We start from the raw sequence: 15,960 nt of genomic DNA, 5'->3' as shown, positions 1-15,960 counted from the left end.
CCTTGCGATGCTCGTGCCGAGGTGGGGCCGTGGAACTCACTGCGCGGCCGATGGCCGCTGTGTTCAAACAACCACGGCCGGTCAGTTGTTGATGCGCGCTGCGCGCGCCCACCTCGGCACTCCGCTTCTCAGCACCAAGCCAGGCGCCCCGCTGGAGACCGCCCCAGCCCTTTGATCGCCCCGCTGGCGGCCTGCCACCACTGCAATCGTGCTGCGCCACAAGCGGGGTGGATCAGGGATTCGGCGGAGGCGGGCGGGACGACTTCGGGAGCGTCGAGGAGCGGAGGCCACGGCGGGTTGCCCCTCGCAAAGCGAGGGGTCGGCGAGGACTGTTTGAGCGCGCAGCGCGAGTTCCGCAGCCGCCCGCCTTGGCCGAGCACCACAGAGCAGTCCGCCGCAACGCGGTGGACCGCCCCCGTAGGAGCCCCACCCGCCTCCGCCGAATCCCCCACCCCGCGCTGCCCAGACAAAACGCTTAATGCATGCTGTGCACAATGGCCCCAATCATCACCAACCCCACCACGAGCCAGAACAACTGCAAAAACGTATCGCGCCAATTCAGCCGCTTTTGCAGCTGCGGGATCAGGTCGGCCACCGCCACATAGATGAAGCTGCTGGAGGCCACCACCATCATGTAGGGCAGGTAGTGCTGCCAGGGATCGATCAACACATAGCCCAGCACACCGCCCACCACCGCCGCCAGGCCTGAAATCGCGTTGTAGACCAGGGCTCGGGTGCGAGAGAAACCCGCGTTGAGCAGCACGATGTAGTCGCCCACCTCTTGCGGAATCTCGTGGGCGATGATGGCCAATGCCGTGACCATGCCCACCTGCGGATCCGCCAGAAATGACGCAGCGATGATCACGCCATCGCAAAAATTGTGGATGCTGTCGCCCACCAACACGCTCCAGCCACCCCGGCCTGCCTGCTCGCGGTCGAAGTGGTGATGGTGGTGGTGCCCATCGTGCTCGTGGTGGTGACCATGGCGGTACAGCTCGGCCTTTTCCAGCAGGAAGAAGAACATCAGCCCGGCCAGCAAAGTCATGAACAAGGCATGTGGTGCCACGGATGATTCGAACGCCTCGGGCAGCACGTGCAGCAATGCAGTGCCCAGCAAGACCCCGGTCGACAGGCTCACCAAATGGCGAACAATGAGGCTCAGAAGAGGGGCCGACAAAGCGGCGGCCAGCACCACGGAAGCCACGCCGCCCAACAAGGTGGCCAATACGATGTAAATCAAGGTCATCATCGGATCTTAGCAATGCTGTCAACCGCGACGTCATACATTGCGAAGACAATGATCAATATGAACACGAACACCGCTGCCAAGCCGATGCGCGCCACCTCCTTTCCCCTTGAAGCCAGTGAATGGCCGCATTTGTTGGCCTCGATCGACATGGGCTCCAACAGCTTCCGGCTGGAGATCGCCGAGCTGAGCAAAGGACGCTACAAGCGGATCGATTATTTGAAGGAAACCGTGCGCCTGGGCGCTGGCCTGGATGCCCAGGGCTTGCTGACCGAAGACGCCACCCAACGCGGCCTGGCCTGCCTGGCCCGCTTCGCGCAACGCCTGAAGGGCTTCGCACCCTGGCAGGTGCGCGCCGTGGCCACGCAAACCCTGCGCGAGGCGCGCAACCGCGATGCCTTCCTGGCCCGCGCCGACCAGGTGCTTGGTCATGAGATCGAAGTGATCTCCGGCCGGGAAGAAGCCCGCCTGATCTACCAAGGCGTGGCGCGCCTGCAGCCCAACGAGTTGCCGCGCCTGGTCATCGACATCGGTGGCCGCTCCACAGAGATGATCCTGGGCCACGGCCGCAGCGCCCTGCGCGCCGAATCGTTCCGGGTGGGCAGCGTCAGCCTGTCGATGGCGCATTTTCCGCAAGGCCGCTTCACCGCCCAGGCGTTTCGCAGTGCCCAGATCGCGGCAGGTGCCGAGCTTGAAGAAGCCCTGACCCCCTTTGCCCGGGCCAACTGGAATGAAGCGCTGGGATCGTCGGGCACGGTGGGCGCGGTCTCACAAATCCTGGTGGCCAACCAGATCAGCGATGGCTGCATCACGGCCGATGGCCTGCGCTGGTGCATGGAGCAGTGCCTGGAGGCTGGCTCGATGGACGCGCTGACCCTGGCTGGCCTGAAACCCGACCGCAAGGCAGTGCTGGGTGGGGGCTTGTCCATCCTGTACACGCTGGCCATCCACTTCGGCATCGAGTCATTGAAGCCCGCCAAGGGCGCTTTGCGCCAAGGCGTGATCTTCGACCTGGAAGAGCGCATCGAGGCCGCCAGCAACCAACGGCAGCATGACCAGCGCGACACTTCGGTGCGCGAATTGCAGCGTCGCTTTCACGTGGATCTGTCGCAAGCTGAACGGGTTCGCCAACGCGCCCTGGCGCTGTGGGATGGCCTTCATGCAGACGGCGCCCACCAGGCCGACACCGACGCAGCGCGCGAACTGGGCTGGGCCTGTGCCGTGCACGAGATCGGCATGATGGTCTCGCACCACGACCACCACCGCCACAGCGCCTACCTGTTGGGCCACGTTGATGCGCCGGGTTTTTCGCAATCGCAACTGCGCCATCTGGCAGGGCTGGTGCTGGGCCAACGTGGCGAATTGACCAAGCTGGCCGACCACCGGCAGGACACGGGCATGATGAACCAGGTCTTGTGCCTGCGGCTGGCCAGCATCCTGCACCACGCGCGCACGGCCTTGCCGGCCAACGTCGCGCAATTGCGCACCTCACGCGGCAAGGCCGTGTTGACGTTGGACGAACAATGGGCTCAGCAAAGTCCACGCACCATGCACCTCTTGACTGAAGAAGCGCAGCGTTGGGCCAATCAGGGTGACCGCACCCTGGTCATCAAGACTGAGGCTTGACAGCGCCCTTCTTGGCGCGCGGTGAACTGGTCGGCTTGGCCGCTGGCAAGGCCTTGCGGTAGACCGGCCCCCACATGGGGTGACCGGCTTCTGCCTTGGTGAGGGCAAAGCTGGGGTCTGCCGCCCTGGCGGCCTTGAAGGCCTTGGCACAAGCGGCCTCGCGTCGGCTGGTGCAATAAATGAAGGCCAGGTGCTTGTGGGCGGTGGCCACATCAGCGGGCACCGTGAGGCCGGCTTGCAATGCGGTGTTGAACTGCGTTTCAGCGATCGTGTACTGCGCCGCCTGATACGCCTTGAGGCCTTGCGCCAAGGCTGCATCGGCGGGCTTGACCACTGGCGCAGGCTGTGCCACCACGGCCGGGGCCGGGGCGGACGCCACCAGGTTGGGCGGTTGCGGCGCGTCCTTCTTGGCAGGCGCTGTGCAAGCAGACAACACCAGCACGGCCACGACGGTGGTCAGGCGGTTGAAAGCGAAATGGGCATGAATGCGCATGGAGCCTCGCGGTCAGAATTGGTGGTTGATGCCGACCGGCGCACCAGCCTTCACATCCACTGTCTTGCGCAGAGGTGGTGCGTCGCCGTTGCGGATGGTCAGGGTGTGCTTGCCCACAGGCAGCTTGAGTTGCGTCATGGGCGGCGTCACGCCCAACGAGCGCCCGCCTTCGAACACCTCGCCCCAAGGGCTGATGGTCAGCTTGACGACGCCCGTGGCAACGACGGCAGGCTTGTCGATGCTGCTTGCCGGCGCGGTCACGGCTTCACTGGCCACCGGGACCGGGGCCACCACCAATGGCGCGGCAAGCACAGGGGCGGGGGGCACAGCCAGTGTGGACAGCGCAGCCGGCACGGTCGGCGTTGTTGCATTCAAGGTCGCGATTGGCGTTGTGGTCGGCGGCGGTTTGGTCGCCACAGGCGCCACGGCCACCACCGCCTCATCCGGTTTGGCGCTGGAGCGCTCTTGCCAGACAAACCAGCCCAGACCACCCAAGGCGGTCAACCAACCGGCCGCGGCCAAGGACCACATCCACGAGCGCGATAACTTCTGGGCAGATAGGCCCGCCCCCGCAAGACGCGATGACGAAGAACCCGCGCCCGATTGCGGCACATCGCCCTGCTGGCTCAGCCAATCGCGCAAGGCCTGCGACAAGGCGCGCGCCGAACGCGTTCGCGCCGCCACATCCCGCTCCATGGCCTTGGCCACGATCTCCGACAGGGCCTTGGGCACCTCAGGGTTGAGCTCGTGCGGCGCGGGCACGTCACCCTTCAAAACCGCGTAGGCGATCTCGTCGAGGCTGTTGCCCGTGAAGGGCCGCTTGGTGGTCAGCAGTTCGTACAGCACCACGCCCAGCGAATACACATCGGCGCGGCGGTCCGTCGGCTCCTGCCGCACCTGCTCGGGCGCCATGTAATACGGGGAGCCGCCAAACACGTCCTGGAACCGGCTTTGCTCATCATCGCGGCTCATGGACTCGGCCTGGCGGATGCGCGCAATGCCAAAGTCAAGCACGCGGGGCGAGGTGCGCCCCACCATGAAGATGTTGGCGGGTTTGATGTCGCGGTGGATCACGCCCTTGTGGTGCGCATACGAAAGTGCATCGGCCACGCGCCGCACGATCAAGGCGGCCTGCGCTGGCGTCGGCTTCCAGCCCAGGGTGAGCAGTTGGCGCAGGTCTTTGCCGCGCAACAACTCCATCGCGATGTAGGTGCCCTGCTCGCTCAAGCCCGCGTCGTACATGGTCACGATGTGCGGGTTGTTCAAGCTGCCGGCCGCCTTGGCCTCGTTCAAGAACAAGGCGTTGAACTGCTCGCGGTGTTCGGCGGGCAGGTCCACGTTCAAGGTCTTGATGGCGATCAGGCGCGACAGCAGCGGGTCGTGGGCGGCATAGACCGTGCCCAGGCCGCCCGCGCCGATCTTGTACTTCAGCGCATAGCGGCCAATGTGCCCGATGGTGGGCAGGAGGTCGGGCCGCTCTTTCGGGATCTCGCTGGGGTCGGGTTCGGGCAGCGGGCGCGTCTGAGCAACGGTGTCCGGATCGTCACCCGGAATGGGCTCGCCATCCTCGTCCAGAGGACGAGTCACCGCGGGATTGAAGTCAGACGCGGCCACAGTGTCAGCGTGGCCCCGAGCGTGTGGAGCGCACTTCGTCAGGACGCAACACCGGCGCCAGGTGGTCCAGCACGCCGTTCACGTACTTGTGCCCATCGGTGCCACCAAAACTCTTGGCCAATTCGACCGCCTCGTTGATCGCCACCTTGTAGGGCACGTCCATGCAATGGGTCAGCTCGTAGGCGCCGATCCACAGCACGGCGTGCTCGACCGGCGAAAGTTCTTTGACCGGGCGGTCCAGGAACTTGGACAGCGCTTCGTCAAGCTGCACATGCTGGTCGATGCAGCCATGCAGCAACGCATCGTAGTGCGCGCGGTCGGACTTGGCAAACTCGTCCAGCTCGCGCACATGCGCATCGATGCTGCTGGCGTCACGGCTGTTCAACTGCCACTCGTACAGGCCTTGCAGCGCGAATTCGCGGGCGCGGCGGCGGGATGACTTGGCACGGTCGCGACCAGGCACGCCACCCGCGGTCTTGCGGGCCGGGCGCGCGGCAGGGGACGTGCCGACGGCGTCGTCCTTGGGGGTCTCGGGAGTGCTCACAGCAGGTCGTCCAGCAAATTGGCCATCTCAACGGCAACACGGGCCGCGTCACGGCCCTTTTCTTCCACACGGGCTTCGGCCTGGGCCTGATCTTCCACCGTCAGGATGGCATTGGCAATCGGCAGGTGGTGGTCCAAACTGACCCGGGTCACGCCCGCACCACTTTCGTTGGCCACCAGTTCGAAGTGGTAGGTCTCGCCACGGATGATGCAACCCAGGGCGATCAGGGCATCGAAACGCTCGCTGTCGGCCATGGCCTGCAGGGCGGTCGGCACCTCCAGGGCGCCAGGCACGGTGACGTGCTGGATGTGCTTGGCGACCACCCCCAGGGCGACGAGTTCGTTGATGCAGAACTCGGCCAGTCGGCCGGTCAGATCGTGGTTGAAACGAGCCTGGACGATCCCGATGCGCAATTCGCGCCCGTCGAGTCGGCCGGCTTGTCCTTTGTCAGCGCCTTGCATGTGTTGTGATCCTGAAAAAGAGCGAGAGAAAAATCAGTGTGACGGCGCCAGGGTCTGGCCATCGGCCGTGAGGAAACCAGTGACCTCCAGGCCAAAGCCCACCATGCTTGGCAAGCGCTGCTGGTTGCCCAGCAGCTTCATGCGTTGCACGCCCAGGGTGCGCAGGATTTGCGCGCCCACGCCATAGGTGCGCAGATCAGGCGGCGTGCGGGGGACTTCGCCGGGATTGACCGGCAACAGGCGGTCCATCAGCCGGACAGACTCTTCACCCGCGTTCAGCAACACGACCACGCCACGGCCGGCTTCCTGCACAGCAGCCAAGGCCTTGGGCAATGGCCACGAGTGGCTCGGGGCGCCGGCGTCCAGCCAATCCAGCACCGACAGGGGTTCGTGCACGCGCACCATGACCTCGTCGGTGCAGCTCCACTGGCCAATGCTCAAGGCCAGGTGGATGCCGCCCATGCGGTCGCGGAACACCTTGGCGTCAAAGGAGCCTTCTGGCGTCAGCATGGCGCGCTCGCCCACACATTCAATCAACGACTCGTTGCGGCTGCGGTACTCGATCAGCGCGGCGATGGTGCCGATCTTCAAGCCATGCTCTTTGGCAAAGACCTCCAGGTCCGGCAGGCGAGCCATGGTGCCATCGTCTTTCATGATCTCGCAGATCACCGACGTGGGCGACAGGCCAGCCATGCCCGCCAGGTCGCAGCCGGCTTCGGTGTGACCAGCGCGCATCAGCACGCCGCCATCCTGCGCCTGCAGGGGGAAGATGTGGCCCGGCTGGACCAGGTCGGTCGCCTTGGCATCGCGCGCCACGGCGGCCTGCACCGTGCGGGCGCGGTCGGCCGCCGAAATGCCGGTCGTCACGCCCTCGGTGGCCTCGATGGACACGGTGAAGGCGGTGCCATGCTTGGTGCCATTGCGCGTGGCCATGGGCGGCAACTGCAAGCGCTCGCAGCGGTCTCGCGTCAACGTCAGACAGATGAGGCCACGGCCAAAGCGGGCCATGAAATTGATGGCCTCTGGTGTGACGTGGTCGGCCGCAAGGACCAGGTCGCCTTCGTTTTCGCGGTCTTCTTCATCCACCAGGATGACCATGCGACCAGCGGCCAATTCGGCGATCAGCTCAGGAATAGGAGATATGGGCATCCCGCGATTGTAGGCGGGCGGGCTTGCTCATTGCCGCAAAACACCGGGGAAACCCGAGAAGAACCCCGCATTTATGGCGCGATTCGGCCCGCGCTGTTCAACATTCTTTCCACATAGCGCGCGATCAGGTCCACTTCCAGATTCACCGGCGATCCCGCCTTGAGCTGGCCCAAGGCGGTGTTTTCGACGGTGTGGGGGATCAGGTTGATGCTGAATTCCGCCTGGCCATCGGCCTGGTCTTCAACGCGGTTGACGGTCAGGCTCACGCCGTTGATCGTGATCGAGCCCTTGTAAGCCAGGAAACGCGCCAGGCTTTGGGGGGCACGGATGCGCAACTCCCACGACTCACCCACCGGGGCGAAATGGCTCACCGTGCCCACGCCGTCCACATGGCCCGTCACCAGGTGCCCGCCCAGGCGGTCATGCGCGCGCAGGGCCTTTTCCAGATTCACCGGGCCCAATTCGCCCAAACCCACGGTGCGCGCCAGGCTTTCGGCCGACACGTCAATGGTGAAGCGGGCCGCGGGCGCGTCGAAGGTCGTCACAGTCATGCAGGCACCATTGATGGCGATGCTGTCGCCCAGACCCACGTCGTCCACGAAGCCCGCGGGCGTTTGCAATGTGAGACGGCGCCCGTGGCTGGGGTCAGCCCCAAGCGCCTGTGATTCGATGATCTGGCCAACGCCAGTGATGATGCCGGTGAACATGGGTGGAGCAAAACCTGTGAGTGAAACGAACCAAACTAGAAATGTTCGCGGCCCGGTGGCCTGGCGATCACCCGAAGGTCCTCGCCCACCAGGGTCGCATCGCGGAATGACAAGGTCCAGGCGCCTGACAACTGCGCCAAGGGGGCCAAGGCGGCCAGACCACGCCCGGGGCCGATCAACTTGGGGGCAAGGTACAGCAGCAGCTCGTCCACCAGATTTTGCGCGATGAAGGCCGCGTTCAGGCGCGCACCCGCCTCCACGTGCAATTCATTGACGCCGCGGTGGGCCAGGTCCTGCAGCACAAAGGGCAGATCGACTTGCGATTGAAGACTTTCAGGCGTGGTCACCAACTCAGCGCCAGCCTCTTGCAGGGCTTGCTGGCGCGCACGCGCGGTCGGTTCGGCTGACGCCAGCCCATAGACCAGGACTTGGCCGGGCGAGGCCATCAAGCGCGCCGATGGCGGCGTTCGCCATTGCGAGTCCAGCACCACACGCGCAGGCTGGAGAACGGTGGGCGCTTCTCGGACATCCAGGCGGGGATCGTCGTCCAGCACCGTGCCAATCCCCGTGAGCACCGCCGAGGCGCGAGCCCGCCACGCGTGGCCGTCAGCGCGCGCTGCAGGCCCCGTGATCCACTGGCTTTGGCCATTGTCCAGCGCGGTTCGGCCGTCCAAAGACCCGGCCACTTTCAGCCGCACCCAAGGGCGATTTCGCACCATGCGGGATAGAAAGCCCAGGTTGATCTCGCGCGCCTCTTGGGCTTGCGGATCGTCAACGGGCAACACCTCGACGATGAGGCCAGCCTCACGCAAACGACGCACCCCTTCGCCCGCCACCTGGGGATTGGGATCCAGCAATGCCACCACCACCCGCGCCACCCTTGCGGCCGCCAGGGCATCAGCACAAGGGGGCGTGCGGCCATGGTGCGAGCAGGGCTCCAGGGTGACGTAAGCCGTGGCGCCTTTTGGCGACAGACCGCGGCGTTCGCACTCGCGCAAGGCCATCACCTCCGCATGCGGACCGCCGGCTTGCTGGGTGTGCCCCACGCCGATCACCGCGCCTTGCGCCGACACCAGCACACAACCCACCCGGGGGTTGGGATCGGACAGCCCGATGGCCTGGCGGGCCAGCGTCAAGGCTTGCGAAATGAAGAGCTGATCGGACATGCGCGTTACCACTTAGAGACGCCTATCTTGCCCGACAAAACGACCGCTGGTCGGCCATTGACTGCCGCGCGTCGGATGCCAACTGTTCACGAAAAGCACGACCGTGCACAATCCAAAGCATGAATAAACGTGCATTTCGACACACAAAAACCAGGGACAAAGGTTTCACATTAGTGGAGCTGATGGTGACCGTGGCCATTCTGGTCATCTTGCTGGCCATTGGGGCGCCGCAGTTGCAGACTTTCCTGGTGAAAAGGTCGGTGAGCACGCAGGCGGACATTTTTGCGTCGGCGTTGCGGATGGCGAGGTCGGAGGCGATCAAGCGGGGGCAAAGGGTGGTCGTTTGTGCCACCAATGACCCAGAAGCTGCCACCAGGTCCTGTGCAGCGGCCAGCACCAACTGGGCTACGGGATGGCTTGTGTTTGTTGACCGCGGAACGACCGCCAACGCATTTGACGCGGGCGACGAATTGCTGGCGGTGCAACAGGCCTTGCCGTCATCAGGCGGCATCACGCTTGCAAACAGCCAAACCGCGATTGCTTTCAGAGCCAATGGCTTGGCAGTCGGCTCCAACAACAGTTTCCGAGTCCGCCCTAACCTGACCGGGTCGGAAACCGACAGTGACGCCTACAACCGGTGCGTGGTACTAGCACCGAGCGGACGGGTCAAGATTGAAAACGAGGTTTGCCCATGAACAACCGCAACCATAGCCGGCGCCAACAAGGCGCGACCCTCATTGAGGTACTGGTGTCCATCCTGCTCATGTCCGTGGGCATCGTGTCCATGGCCGCCATGCAGGTCAACGCCGTGAAGTTCAGCAAGACCAGTGAGATGCGGTCCCTTGGCATGCTGCTGGCCAATGACTTGGCAGATCGCATGCGTGCCAATCATCCCCCTGGGGCAGACATGTCGGTGTACAACCAGACGGCCAACTACGCCGCGCCAGATGCATTGCCCGCACCGGCGGCCAAGCCTTGCACAGGCGACACCATATGCGCCCCCGCAGAGATGGCGGCCTATGACCTTACCGCCTGGAACCAAGACCTGTTCCGCCAATTGCCACAAGGCACCGGCTATGTCCGCACCGCAGCCAATGATCAGGTCGACATTTGGGTGGTATGGACGGACCCAGGCTCAGCCATTGACCAAGCCGCAGACGCGTGCCCGGCCAATTACGGCGCATCCGCTGGTGTCCGTTGCATGTATTTCCGCGTTGCACTATGAGGCATACCGTGCTCCGTCAATTTCCTTCGCAACGCAAACAACAAACCGGCCTGTCCCTGGTTGAATTGATCGTGGCCATGGTCATCGGGCTGACTGTGGTCGGTGCAGCCTTGGCCATGTATGTCAGCTCGGGTTATTCCAGCCGAGGCAGCAGCGCCTTGTCCCAGATGACCGAGGACGCCAGCATCGCCCTTGGCTTATTGCGCAGCCAAGTTGCCATGGCCGGCTACGGCAAGCCGATTGCCGTCAACCTGACAACCAATGCGTTGGTCAAGGAGTACACCGGCGAAGCCATCTTTGGCTGCACGGGCGGCCCCACAGCCGACACCCAAGCAAGCCCACTGAACAGCGTAGCCTGCACCAATAATGCGGCCCAGCCAGACTCCATCACGGTGCTTTATCAAGCCGACATCAACAACACAGTACCAACAACCGCCACCCCACCCCGCCCCACAGATTGCCTGGGCAACGCCTTTGCTCCCCGCGGTGGCTTGGACATCGCCGAGAACCGCTACTACGTTGCCAGCAACACACTCATGTGCCTGGGCAATGGCAATGCCATCCCCCAACCACTGGTGGAAAACATTCAAGACATCAAGATCCTGTATGGCGTTGCACGCGCCACCGGCCCCACAAGCAATGGCGTGGCTGAGCGGTATTTAACAGCGCAAGAAATTACGGGCACCGCCCTTCCCGCGCTCAGCTCTGCCTTGTGGACGCGGGTGACCTCAGCCCGCATTTGCGTGGTGGTGCGCAGCGATGCCCAGGTGCTGGACGAAGTCACCAACTATTTCGGCTGTGATGGCCAACCCGAAACGCCTGCTGACAGGCGCTTGTACCGCGCCTTCACCACCACCGTCGTGTTGCAAAACCGCCTTCCTGGCGCCAACTGAAGCCCCGCCGTGCGCCACCTTGCTCATCAAACTCATTCACGCCACCCTGCGCAGCTTCGCCATGCCAAGCAATCCGGCGTGGTGCTCATCGTCGTGTTGATCATGCTGGTTGTGATCGGACTGGTCTCTGCCGCCGCCATGCGCGGCGCCTTGACCGCCGATCAAATCAGCAACAACGCGCGTCTTGAGAACCTGGCCAAGCAAGCCGCCCAGATCGCCCTGCGCTTTTGCGAAGCCCAGCTGGTACCCACACCCCGCATTACGATTTACCCAGCACCCACCGACATCGGCACTGACACCAAAGCCACCTGGGAGACCTATGCCCACTGGAGTGGTCCGCAAGCGGGCATCAAAGCCACCACGGTGCCTGAAAGCTATTTGAAGGCAACCGACAGCTACGCCCCCAGAACCCTTCCCCAGTGCTTGGTCGAAAACAGCAGGTTTAGCCCCAACGCAAAAATCGTCACTGCTCGAGGTTTCGGCCCTGACTACGATGCCACCCGCGCATCAGGATCAGTGGTCTGGCTGCAGTCCGTCGTTTCTCTGCAACCGGCCGCGACCCCGACGACACCAGCGACCCCGTCCCCTTGAGCCACCCGGCCCAAACACGAGACACCCCATGCAAAACAGATCACCCCGTCACACAGCCCCCAGTGCTCGCCAATGCATTGCCCTGGCCGCCCTGCTGACGTTGACGCTTCAAACGCCCAACGGCTGGACGCAGTCCACCACAAACGCGCCCGCGCAGAAGCCCTTGGTCACACGCGACGGGGGGCAGCCCAAGCCGAACGTGATGCTGACACTGGACACCTCGTGGTCCATGATCTTCCCGTACGTGCCCGAAGGCGCCTTCACGGTCAACCAGCAGACGGTCAACTTCCCAGGCTTCACCTCGCCGGTCATGCACCCTGACGATCCGAGGCATGACCCAGGCCAACAGTCCACCGTCGCCGGCAACCAACGTGTGGGCGACGGCAGCCCCATCCCGGCGGACCTCACCGACAACACCAATGTGTTCCAGCGCCAAATGCGCTCCCCCGACGTCAACCAGCTCTATTACAACCCGCGCCTGGAATACAAGCCATGGCGCAAGCCTCGAGACCCGGTTTCAGGCGACGAGCGTTACCCCAACGCCATCCCCAACAAGGCTTGGTTCGATCCAGACAAAACCACGAGCACGGACAAATTCGCGGACCTGACCGCTGCCACGAAGGACGTCTCCGCGATCTGGTGTCACCGCACGCCACCCGCTGGCGGAAAAATGGACTGCGGTGACGAAACACCTGCCCGCAATGCTTACCCCAAAAGCTTCAGTCCCGCCGTCTACTTCCTGTTGAACGCAGGGCAGAACCCCAACGCCGTGGGCAGCTACACCGCTTACAACATCAACGGTGGCGCCACCACATTCACCAAGTACAGCAACCGTGCCGACTGCTTGGGTGCCACCTCCTGCACCCAAGCTGAAGAGCTTCAGAACTACGCCAACTGGTTCGTTTACTACCGCACTCGTCTGCACGTGGTTCAGGCAGCCATCCCGGAGTCCTTCCTCCAACTCGACGACATCATCCGGGTGGGCTGGGGCACGATCCACCAAGGTACTTCGCTGATCGATGGCGAGAACACCTCCATCGTGCAAAGCGGCGTTCGCGACTTCGATACCGCTCGCAGAAACAACTTGGTGAGCTGGATCCGCAACTTCCAAAGCAGCAAGGATGTGACCAGCAGCACGCCACAGCCCAAGTTGCTTGGGGGCACGCCTTTGCTGTCGGCCCTCACGGGCGTGGGTGAGTATTTCAGCCGCAAGGATCGGCGCAGCCCTTGGGTGAACAATCCCGCGCTGACGGCGGGTGACAACAGCACGTCATTGTCTTGCCGCCGCTCATACAACATGCTGATCACGGACGGCTATTACAAAGATGAAGCCGTTGTGGGAAACGTTGACAACACTGCAGGCGCCGAGATCGTCCAGACCACCACCAATGGTCGCCCGGCCAAGACCTACACCTACACCCCGGCGCGCCCCTTCTCCGACGGTCGAGCAGCCACCTTGGCCGACGTGGCCATGAAATACTGGAACACAGACCTGCAAGCCGGCTTGGACGGCCTGGACAACAACGTTCCTGCCGGCAACGACACCGTGCTGGAAGACCCCGCCTTTTGGCAACACTTGGTGCAGTTCCCCATTGGCCTTGGTGTGAGCGGCAACATCCCCTTGGACGACCTCAGCAACCAACTCGTGCAATTGACCACGCCTGGCGGCAAGGGCTGGTGGGATGGTGGTGCCGTGACGTCCACCGACCCTCGCCGAATTGACGACTTGTTGCATGCCGCCGTCAACTCCAGAGGGCAGTACTTCAGCGCCAAGAACGCCGCGGAGCTGACCGCGGCGCTGACCACAGCGCTGAACCGGGCCTCAGAGCGCCCTGGCTTGAAAGAAGCAGGTGTGGGCGCCGCCAGCCTGGTCTTGGGCGGTGTCAATGCTAAATACGTTCCTGAGTACACCACCACCAGCTGGGTTGGCGACATCAAGTCTTTCACCCTGACTGCCCAGGGCGTAACCATCAGCTCCCCCGTCAGGTGGGATGCTGCCAGCAAGGTGCCTGCACCTGCGAATCGCAATATCTTCACATGGACAGGCACGGCAGGCGTTGCATTTGACTGGGACACCTTGGGCACTGCCAACCAGGCCATCATCACTCCGACCTTGCCCAATGGGGCCACGGGCTCGCAGCTGGTGGATTACATCCGTGGCGATACGAGTCAAGAAGACTCCGCCACCAGCATCAAGCTGTTCCGCAAGCGGGCTGGCAAATTGCCCGATTTCATCAACTCGACTCCGTTGTTGATCAAGGGCAATGTCAACCTGCGCTATGAGACCTTGCCCGATGGCACGCTAGGGCGCGAGACCTACTCGGCTTTTGCCAGCATCACCAAGCCAGCACGCCCTGCGGTGCTGTTTGTGGGGGGCAATGGCGGCATGTTGCATGCCTTTGCAGACCAAGCCGGCACCAACGTGGTGGCAGGGCAGGAAGTTTTTGCGTACGTGCCAAAGACCGTGCTGCCGAACCTGAGCGTGCTGGCTCAAAAAGACTATGGCCGCCCCAGCAACTACCACCGCTACTTCGTGGATGGCCCCTTGGTCGAATCCGATGTGTACTTGGGCGGCGCCTGGAAGAACATCCTGGTCGGGACCTTGGGTGCTGGCGGCAAGGGCATTTTTGCCCTCGATGTCACCAACCCGACTGCCATGGGCGCAACTTCGGTCTTGTGGGAAAAATCAAGCGCTGATGAGGCCAACATGGGCTACATGACCAGCGCGCCTCAAGTGGGCATCCTGCCCAGCGGCGAATGGGCTGTGTTCGTGGGCAATGGCACGCACAGCCGTGATGGCAAAGCTGCGCTGATCATGATCAAGTACCGCATTGCGAACCCCGCCCGTCCCCAAGACGTCACCCTCACCGTCTCCTCCATCGAGGTCAGCCAAGATGATGGCAATGGCCTGGGCGGCGTGACCCTGGTGAAGAACGGCAGACAACAGGTGATCGGCGCCTACGCTGGCGACCTGAAAGGTCATGTCTGGCGCTTCGACGTCTCGGACACTGGCGTGGTTTCAGTTGGACTGAACGGTTCTCCTTTGTACACGGCTGACGACCTTTCTGGCACGCCACAACCCATCACCGCCGCGCCCGCCGTCATGCCTCACCCTAACGGCGGCAACTTCGTGATCGTGGGCACAGGCAAGCTGATCGACACGGGCGACAACGACAACCTGGACCGGCAAACCTTGTACGGCCTGTGGGACAAGCCAATGACCACGGGCAACTCGGCCTTCCAGGACACCGCCGCCTATGTGCTGGTTCAACAAACCATCGACACGACCGACCGGGCATCGGGGTTCTTCAATCTGTCAGCCAACCCCGTGGACTACGGCGACAGCAAGGTGCTAGGCTGGTACATCGATCTGAACATTGATGAAGGCCAGCGCGTGATTTACGCCCCCATGCTGGTCAGTGACTATGTGTTCGCAGGAACCATGGTGCCTGCCAAAGCCGCCCGGTTCTGCACTGAGGCAGACGGGGTTGGCTACAACTTCTTGATGCCCGCCTTAACTGGGGGCCGCAGTGACGCGCCCATCTTGGACACCAATGGCGACCGGGTCGTCAACACCCTGGATCAGAATTCCTCGGTATACACCACGGGCGCCGATGGCACAGACACGATCTTGATCCGAGAAAACGGCGACGGCACAACCGATGTCAGCGCGCAAAACACCGTTGACGATCAGGTGATCAAGCTGACAAGGAAGCGGCCGGCCTCGTCAATCATCGGACGCACTTGGCGCCAAATCTTGAACCCACCAACCCCATGATCAACGTTGCACCTTTTCCTCCCACGCGGCTTGCACGCGGATTCACTTTGATCGAAGTGATGATCGTGGTGGCCATCATCGGCATCCTGGCCGCTATCGCCTACCCCAGCTACACCGAGCACGTCAGGCGAGGACATCGGGCGGGGGCTCAGAAGGCATTGCTTGAGGCGGCCCAGTTCATGCAACGGTACTACGCCGGCAACAACACCTACGTCGCCACCGTCGGCCCGGCTGTTCCTAACATCACGCTGCCAGCAGGTGTGAACCGCTCGCCCACTGACGCAGCCGACGGCACCCAGATCTACAACATCACGGTCACTGGCTCCACCATAGCGGGCTACCAGCTCAATGCCGAACCCGTAACAGGCAGAGTCATGGAAGGCGACCGATGCGGCACCTTCACATTGAATTCGCTCAATGTGCGCGGCGTCACCAGTGGTACGGTGGCCCAGTGTTGGAAGTAAGCA

At 63.1% G+C, this 15,960-nt stretch carries 15 protein-coding genes; 7 read left to right on the top strand and 8 right to left on the bottom strand.

Features of this window, described 5'->3' with window-relative positions; translation table 11 throughout:
* Nucleotides 1–475: 475 nt before the first annotated feature.
* Nucleotides 476–1,249 carry a ZIP family metal transporter gene (locus LQ232_RS03250; RefSeq protein WP_371820077.1) on the bottom strand — a complete coding sequence of 258 codons (774 nt, stop codon included), beginning with the start codon at nucleotides 1,247–1,249 and terminating at the stop codon, nucleotides 476–478.
* An 84-nt stretch (nucleotides 1,250–1,333) separates the two neighbouring features.
* Here LQ232_RS03250 and LQ232_RS03245 point away from each other — a divergent pair, with 84 nt between their 5' ends.
* Nucleotides 1,334–2,872 (top strand): Ppx/GppA phosphatase family protein, encoded by a 1,539-nt coding sequence (locus LQ232_RS03245; RefSeq protein ID WP_230179711.1) that lies wholly within the window; start codon nucleotides 1,334–1,336, stop codon nucleotides 2,870–2,872.
* On the opposite strand, the gene LQ232_RS03240 is transcribed toward LQ232_RS03245, so the two are convergent.
* The 7 genes from LQ232_RS03240 to ribD form a co-directional block, all read right to left on the bottom strand.
* A complete protein-coding gene (locus tag LQ232_RS03240) occupies nucleotides 2,856–3,365 on the bottom strand; it encodes a TssQ family T6SS-associated lipoprotein (protein WP_230178926.1) in 510 nt (169 codons plus the stop codon). The two genes, LQ232_RS03245 and LQ232_RS03240, sit on opposite strands and share 17 nt — an antisense overlap.
* A 12-nt stretch (nucleotides 3,366–3,377) precedes the next feature.
* A complete protein-coding gene (locus tag LQ232_RS03235) occupies nucleotides 3,378–4,952 on the bottom strand; it encodes a serine/threonine-protein kinase (RefSeq protein ID WP_230178925.1) in 1,575 nt (524 codons plus the stop codon).
* Nucleotides 4,953–4,983: 31 nt separating this feature from the next.
* Nucleotides 4,984–5,523: a transcription antitermination factor NusB gene (gene nusB, locus LQ232_RS03230; RefSeq protein ID WP_371820074.1), complete on the bottom strand. Its 540-nt coding sequence runs from the start codon at nucleotides 5,521–5,523 to the stop codon at nucleotides 4,984–4,986.
* A complete protein-coding gene (gene ribH / locus LQ232_RS03225; RefSeq protein WP_230178924.1) occupies nucleotides 5,520–5,984 on the bottom strand; it encodes a 6,7-dimethyl-8-ribityllumazine synthase in 465 nt (154 codons plus the stop codon). Before ribH ends, nusB begins: the two co-directional genes overlap by 4 nt.
* Before the next feature lie 33 nt (nucleotides 5,985–6,017).
* The gene (ribBA, locus tag LQ232_RS03220; protein WP_230178921.1) at nucleotides 6,018–7,133 is read right to left on the bottom strand and encodes a bifunctional 3,4-dihydroxy-2-butanone-4-phosphate synthase/GTP cyclohydrolase II; all 1,116 of its coding nucleotides are present in this window, start codon (nucleotides 7,131–7,133) and stop codon (nucleotides 6,018–6,020) included.
* A 71-nt stretch (nucleotides 7,134–7,204) separates the two neighbouring features.
* Nucleotides 7,205–7,840: a riboflavin synthase gene (locus LQ232_RS03215; protein WP_230178920.1), complete on the bottom strand. Its 636-nt coding sequence runs from the start codon at nucleotides 7,838–7,840 to the stop codon at nucleotides 7,205–7,207.
* 35 nt (nucleotides 7,841–7,875) lie between these two features.
* Nucleotides 7,876–9,006: a bifunctional diaminohydroxyphosphoribosylaminopyrimidine deaminase/5-amino-6-(5-phosphoribosylamino)uracil reductase RibD gene (gene ribD / locus LQ232_RS03210; RefSeq protein WP_230178919.1), complete on the bottom strand. Its 1,131-nt coding sequence runs from the start codon at nucleotides 9,004–9,006 to the stop codon at nucleotides 7,876–7,878.
* Between the two features lie 119 nt (nucleotides 9,007–9,125).
* On the opposite strand from ribD, the gene LQ232_RS03205 reads away from it, so the two are divergent.
* The 6 genes from LQ232_RS03205 to LQ232_RS03175 all read left to right on the top strand — a co-directional run bounded on the left by LQ232_RS03205 (nucleotide 9,126) and on the right by LQ232_RS03175 (nucleotide 15,957).
* Nucleotides 9,126–9,701 (top strand): GspH/FimT family pseudopilin, encoded by a 576-nt coding sequence (locus LQ232_RS03205; RefSeq protein WP_230178918.1) that lies wholly within the window; start codon nucleotides 9,126–9,128, stop codon nucleotides 9,699–9,701.
* Nucleotides 9,698–10,231, top strand: a complete 534-nt coding sequence (gene pilV, locus LQ232_RS03200; RefSeq protein WP_230178917.1) for a type IV pilus modification protein PilV — start codon at nucleotides 9,698–9,700, stop codon at nucleotides 10,229–10,231. The genes LQ232_RS03205 and pilV overlap by 4 nt, the downstream gene beginning before the upstream one ends.
* A gap of 8 nt (nucleotides 10,232–10,239) precedes the next feature.
* On the top strand, nucleotides 10,240–11,124 hold the full coding sequence (locus tag LQ232_RS03195; RefSeq protein ID WP_230178916.1) for a PilW family protein: 885 nt from the start codon (nucleotides 10,240–10,242) through the stop codon (nucleotides 11,122–11,124).
* 78 nt (nucleotides 11,125–11,202) lie between these two features.
* Entirely contained in the window at nucleotides 11,203–11,715 is a 513-nt protein-coding gene (locus LQ232_RS03190; RefSeq protein WP_230178914.1) for a hypothetical protein, read from the top strand.
* Between the two features lie 28 nt (nucleotides 11,716–11,743).
* Entirely contained in the window at nucleotides 11,744–15,493 is a 3,750-nt protein-coding gene (locus LQ232_RS03185; RefSeq protein WP_230178912.1) for a pilus assembly protein, read from the top strand.
* Complete coding sequence (locus LQ232_RS03175) at nucleotides 15,490–15,957, top strand: type IV pilin protein (protein WP_305878427.1); 468 nt, start codon at nucleotides 15,490–15,492, stop codon at nucleotides 15,955–15,957. The genes LQ232_RS03185 and LQ232_RS03175 overlap by 4 nt, the downstream gene beginning before the upstream one ends.
* Nucleotides 15,958–15,960: the final 3 nt, after the last annotated feature.

It is taken from the genome of Aquabacterium sp. CECT 9606, from assembly GCF_918741295.1.
In the GTDB taxonomy this organism is placed as follows: domain Bacteria; phylum Pseudomonadota; class Gammaproteobacteria; order Burkholderiales; family Burkholderiaceae_C; genus Aquabacterium.
This window is presented reverse-complemented; position numbering and strand designations above follow the sequence as displayed.

Excerpts from the sequence above, each read along its gene's own strand:
- LQ232_RS03215 (WP_230178920.1), bottom strand. The coding sequence starts at position 7,840 with ATGTTCACCGGCATCATCACTGGCGTTGGCCAGATCATCGAATCACAG.
- ribD (WP_230178919.1), bottom strand. The coding sequence starts at position 9,006 with ATGTCCGATCAGCTCTTCATTTCGCAAGCCTTGACGCTGGCCCGCCAG.
- LQ232_RS03175 (WP_305878427.1), top strand. The coding sequence starts at position 15,490 with ATGATCAACGTTGCACCTTTTCCTCCCACGCGGCTTGCACGCGGATTC.
- pilV (WP_230178917.1), top strand. The coding sequence starts at position 9,698 with ATGAACAACCGCAACCATAGCCGGCGCCAACAAGGCGCGACCCTCATT.
- LQ232_RS03240 (WP_230178926.1), bottom strand. The coding sequence starts at position 3,365 with ATGCGCATTCATGCCCATTTCGCTTTCAACCGCCTGACCACCGTCGTG.
- LQ232_RS03205 (WP_230178918.1), top strand. The coding sequence starts at position 9,126 with ATGAATAAACGTGCATTTCGACACACAAAAACCAGGGACAAAGGTTTC.
- LQ232_RS03250 (WP_371820077.1), bottom strand. The coding sequence starts at position 1,249 with ATGATGACCTTGATTTACATCGTATTGGCCACCTTGTTGGGCGGCGTG.
- LQ232_RS03245 (WP_230179711.1), top strand. The coding sequence starts at position 1,334 with ATGCGCGCCACCTCCTTTCCCCTTGAAGCCAGTGAATGGCCGCATTTG.
- ribH (WP_230178924.1), bottom strand. The coding sequence starts at position 5,984 with ATGCAAGGCGCTGACAAAGGACAAGCCGGCCGACTCGACGGGCGCGAA.
- ribBA (WP_230178921.1), bottom strand. The coding sequence starts at position 7,133 with ATGCCCATATCTCCTATTCCTGAGCTGATCGCCGAATTGGCCGCTGGT.
- LQ232_RS03185 (WP_230178912.1), top strand. The coding sequence starts at position 11,744 with ATGCAAAACAGATCACCCCGTCACACAGCCCCCAGTGCTCGCCAATGC.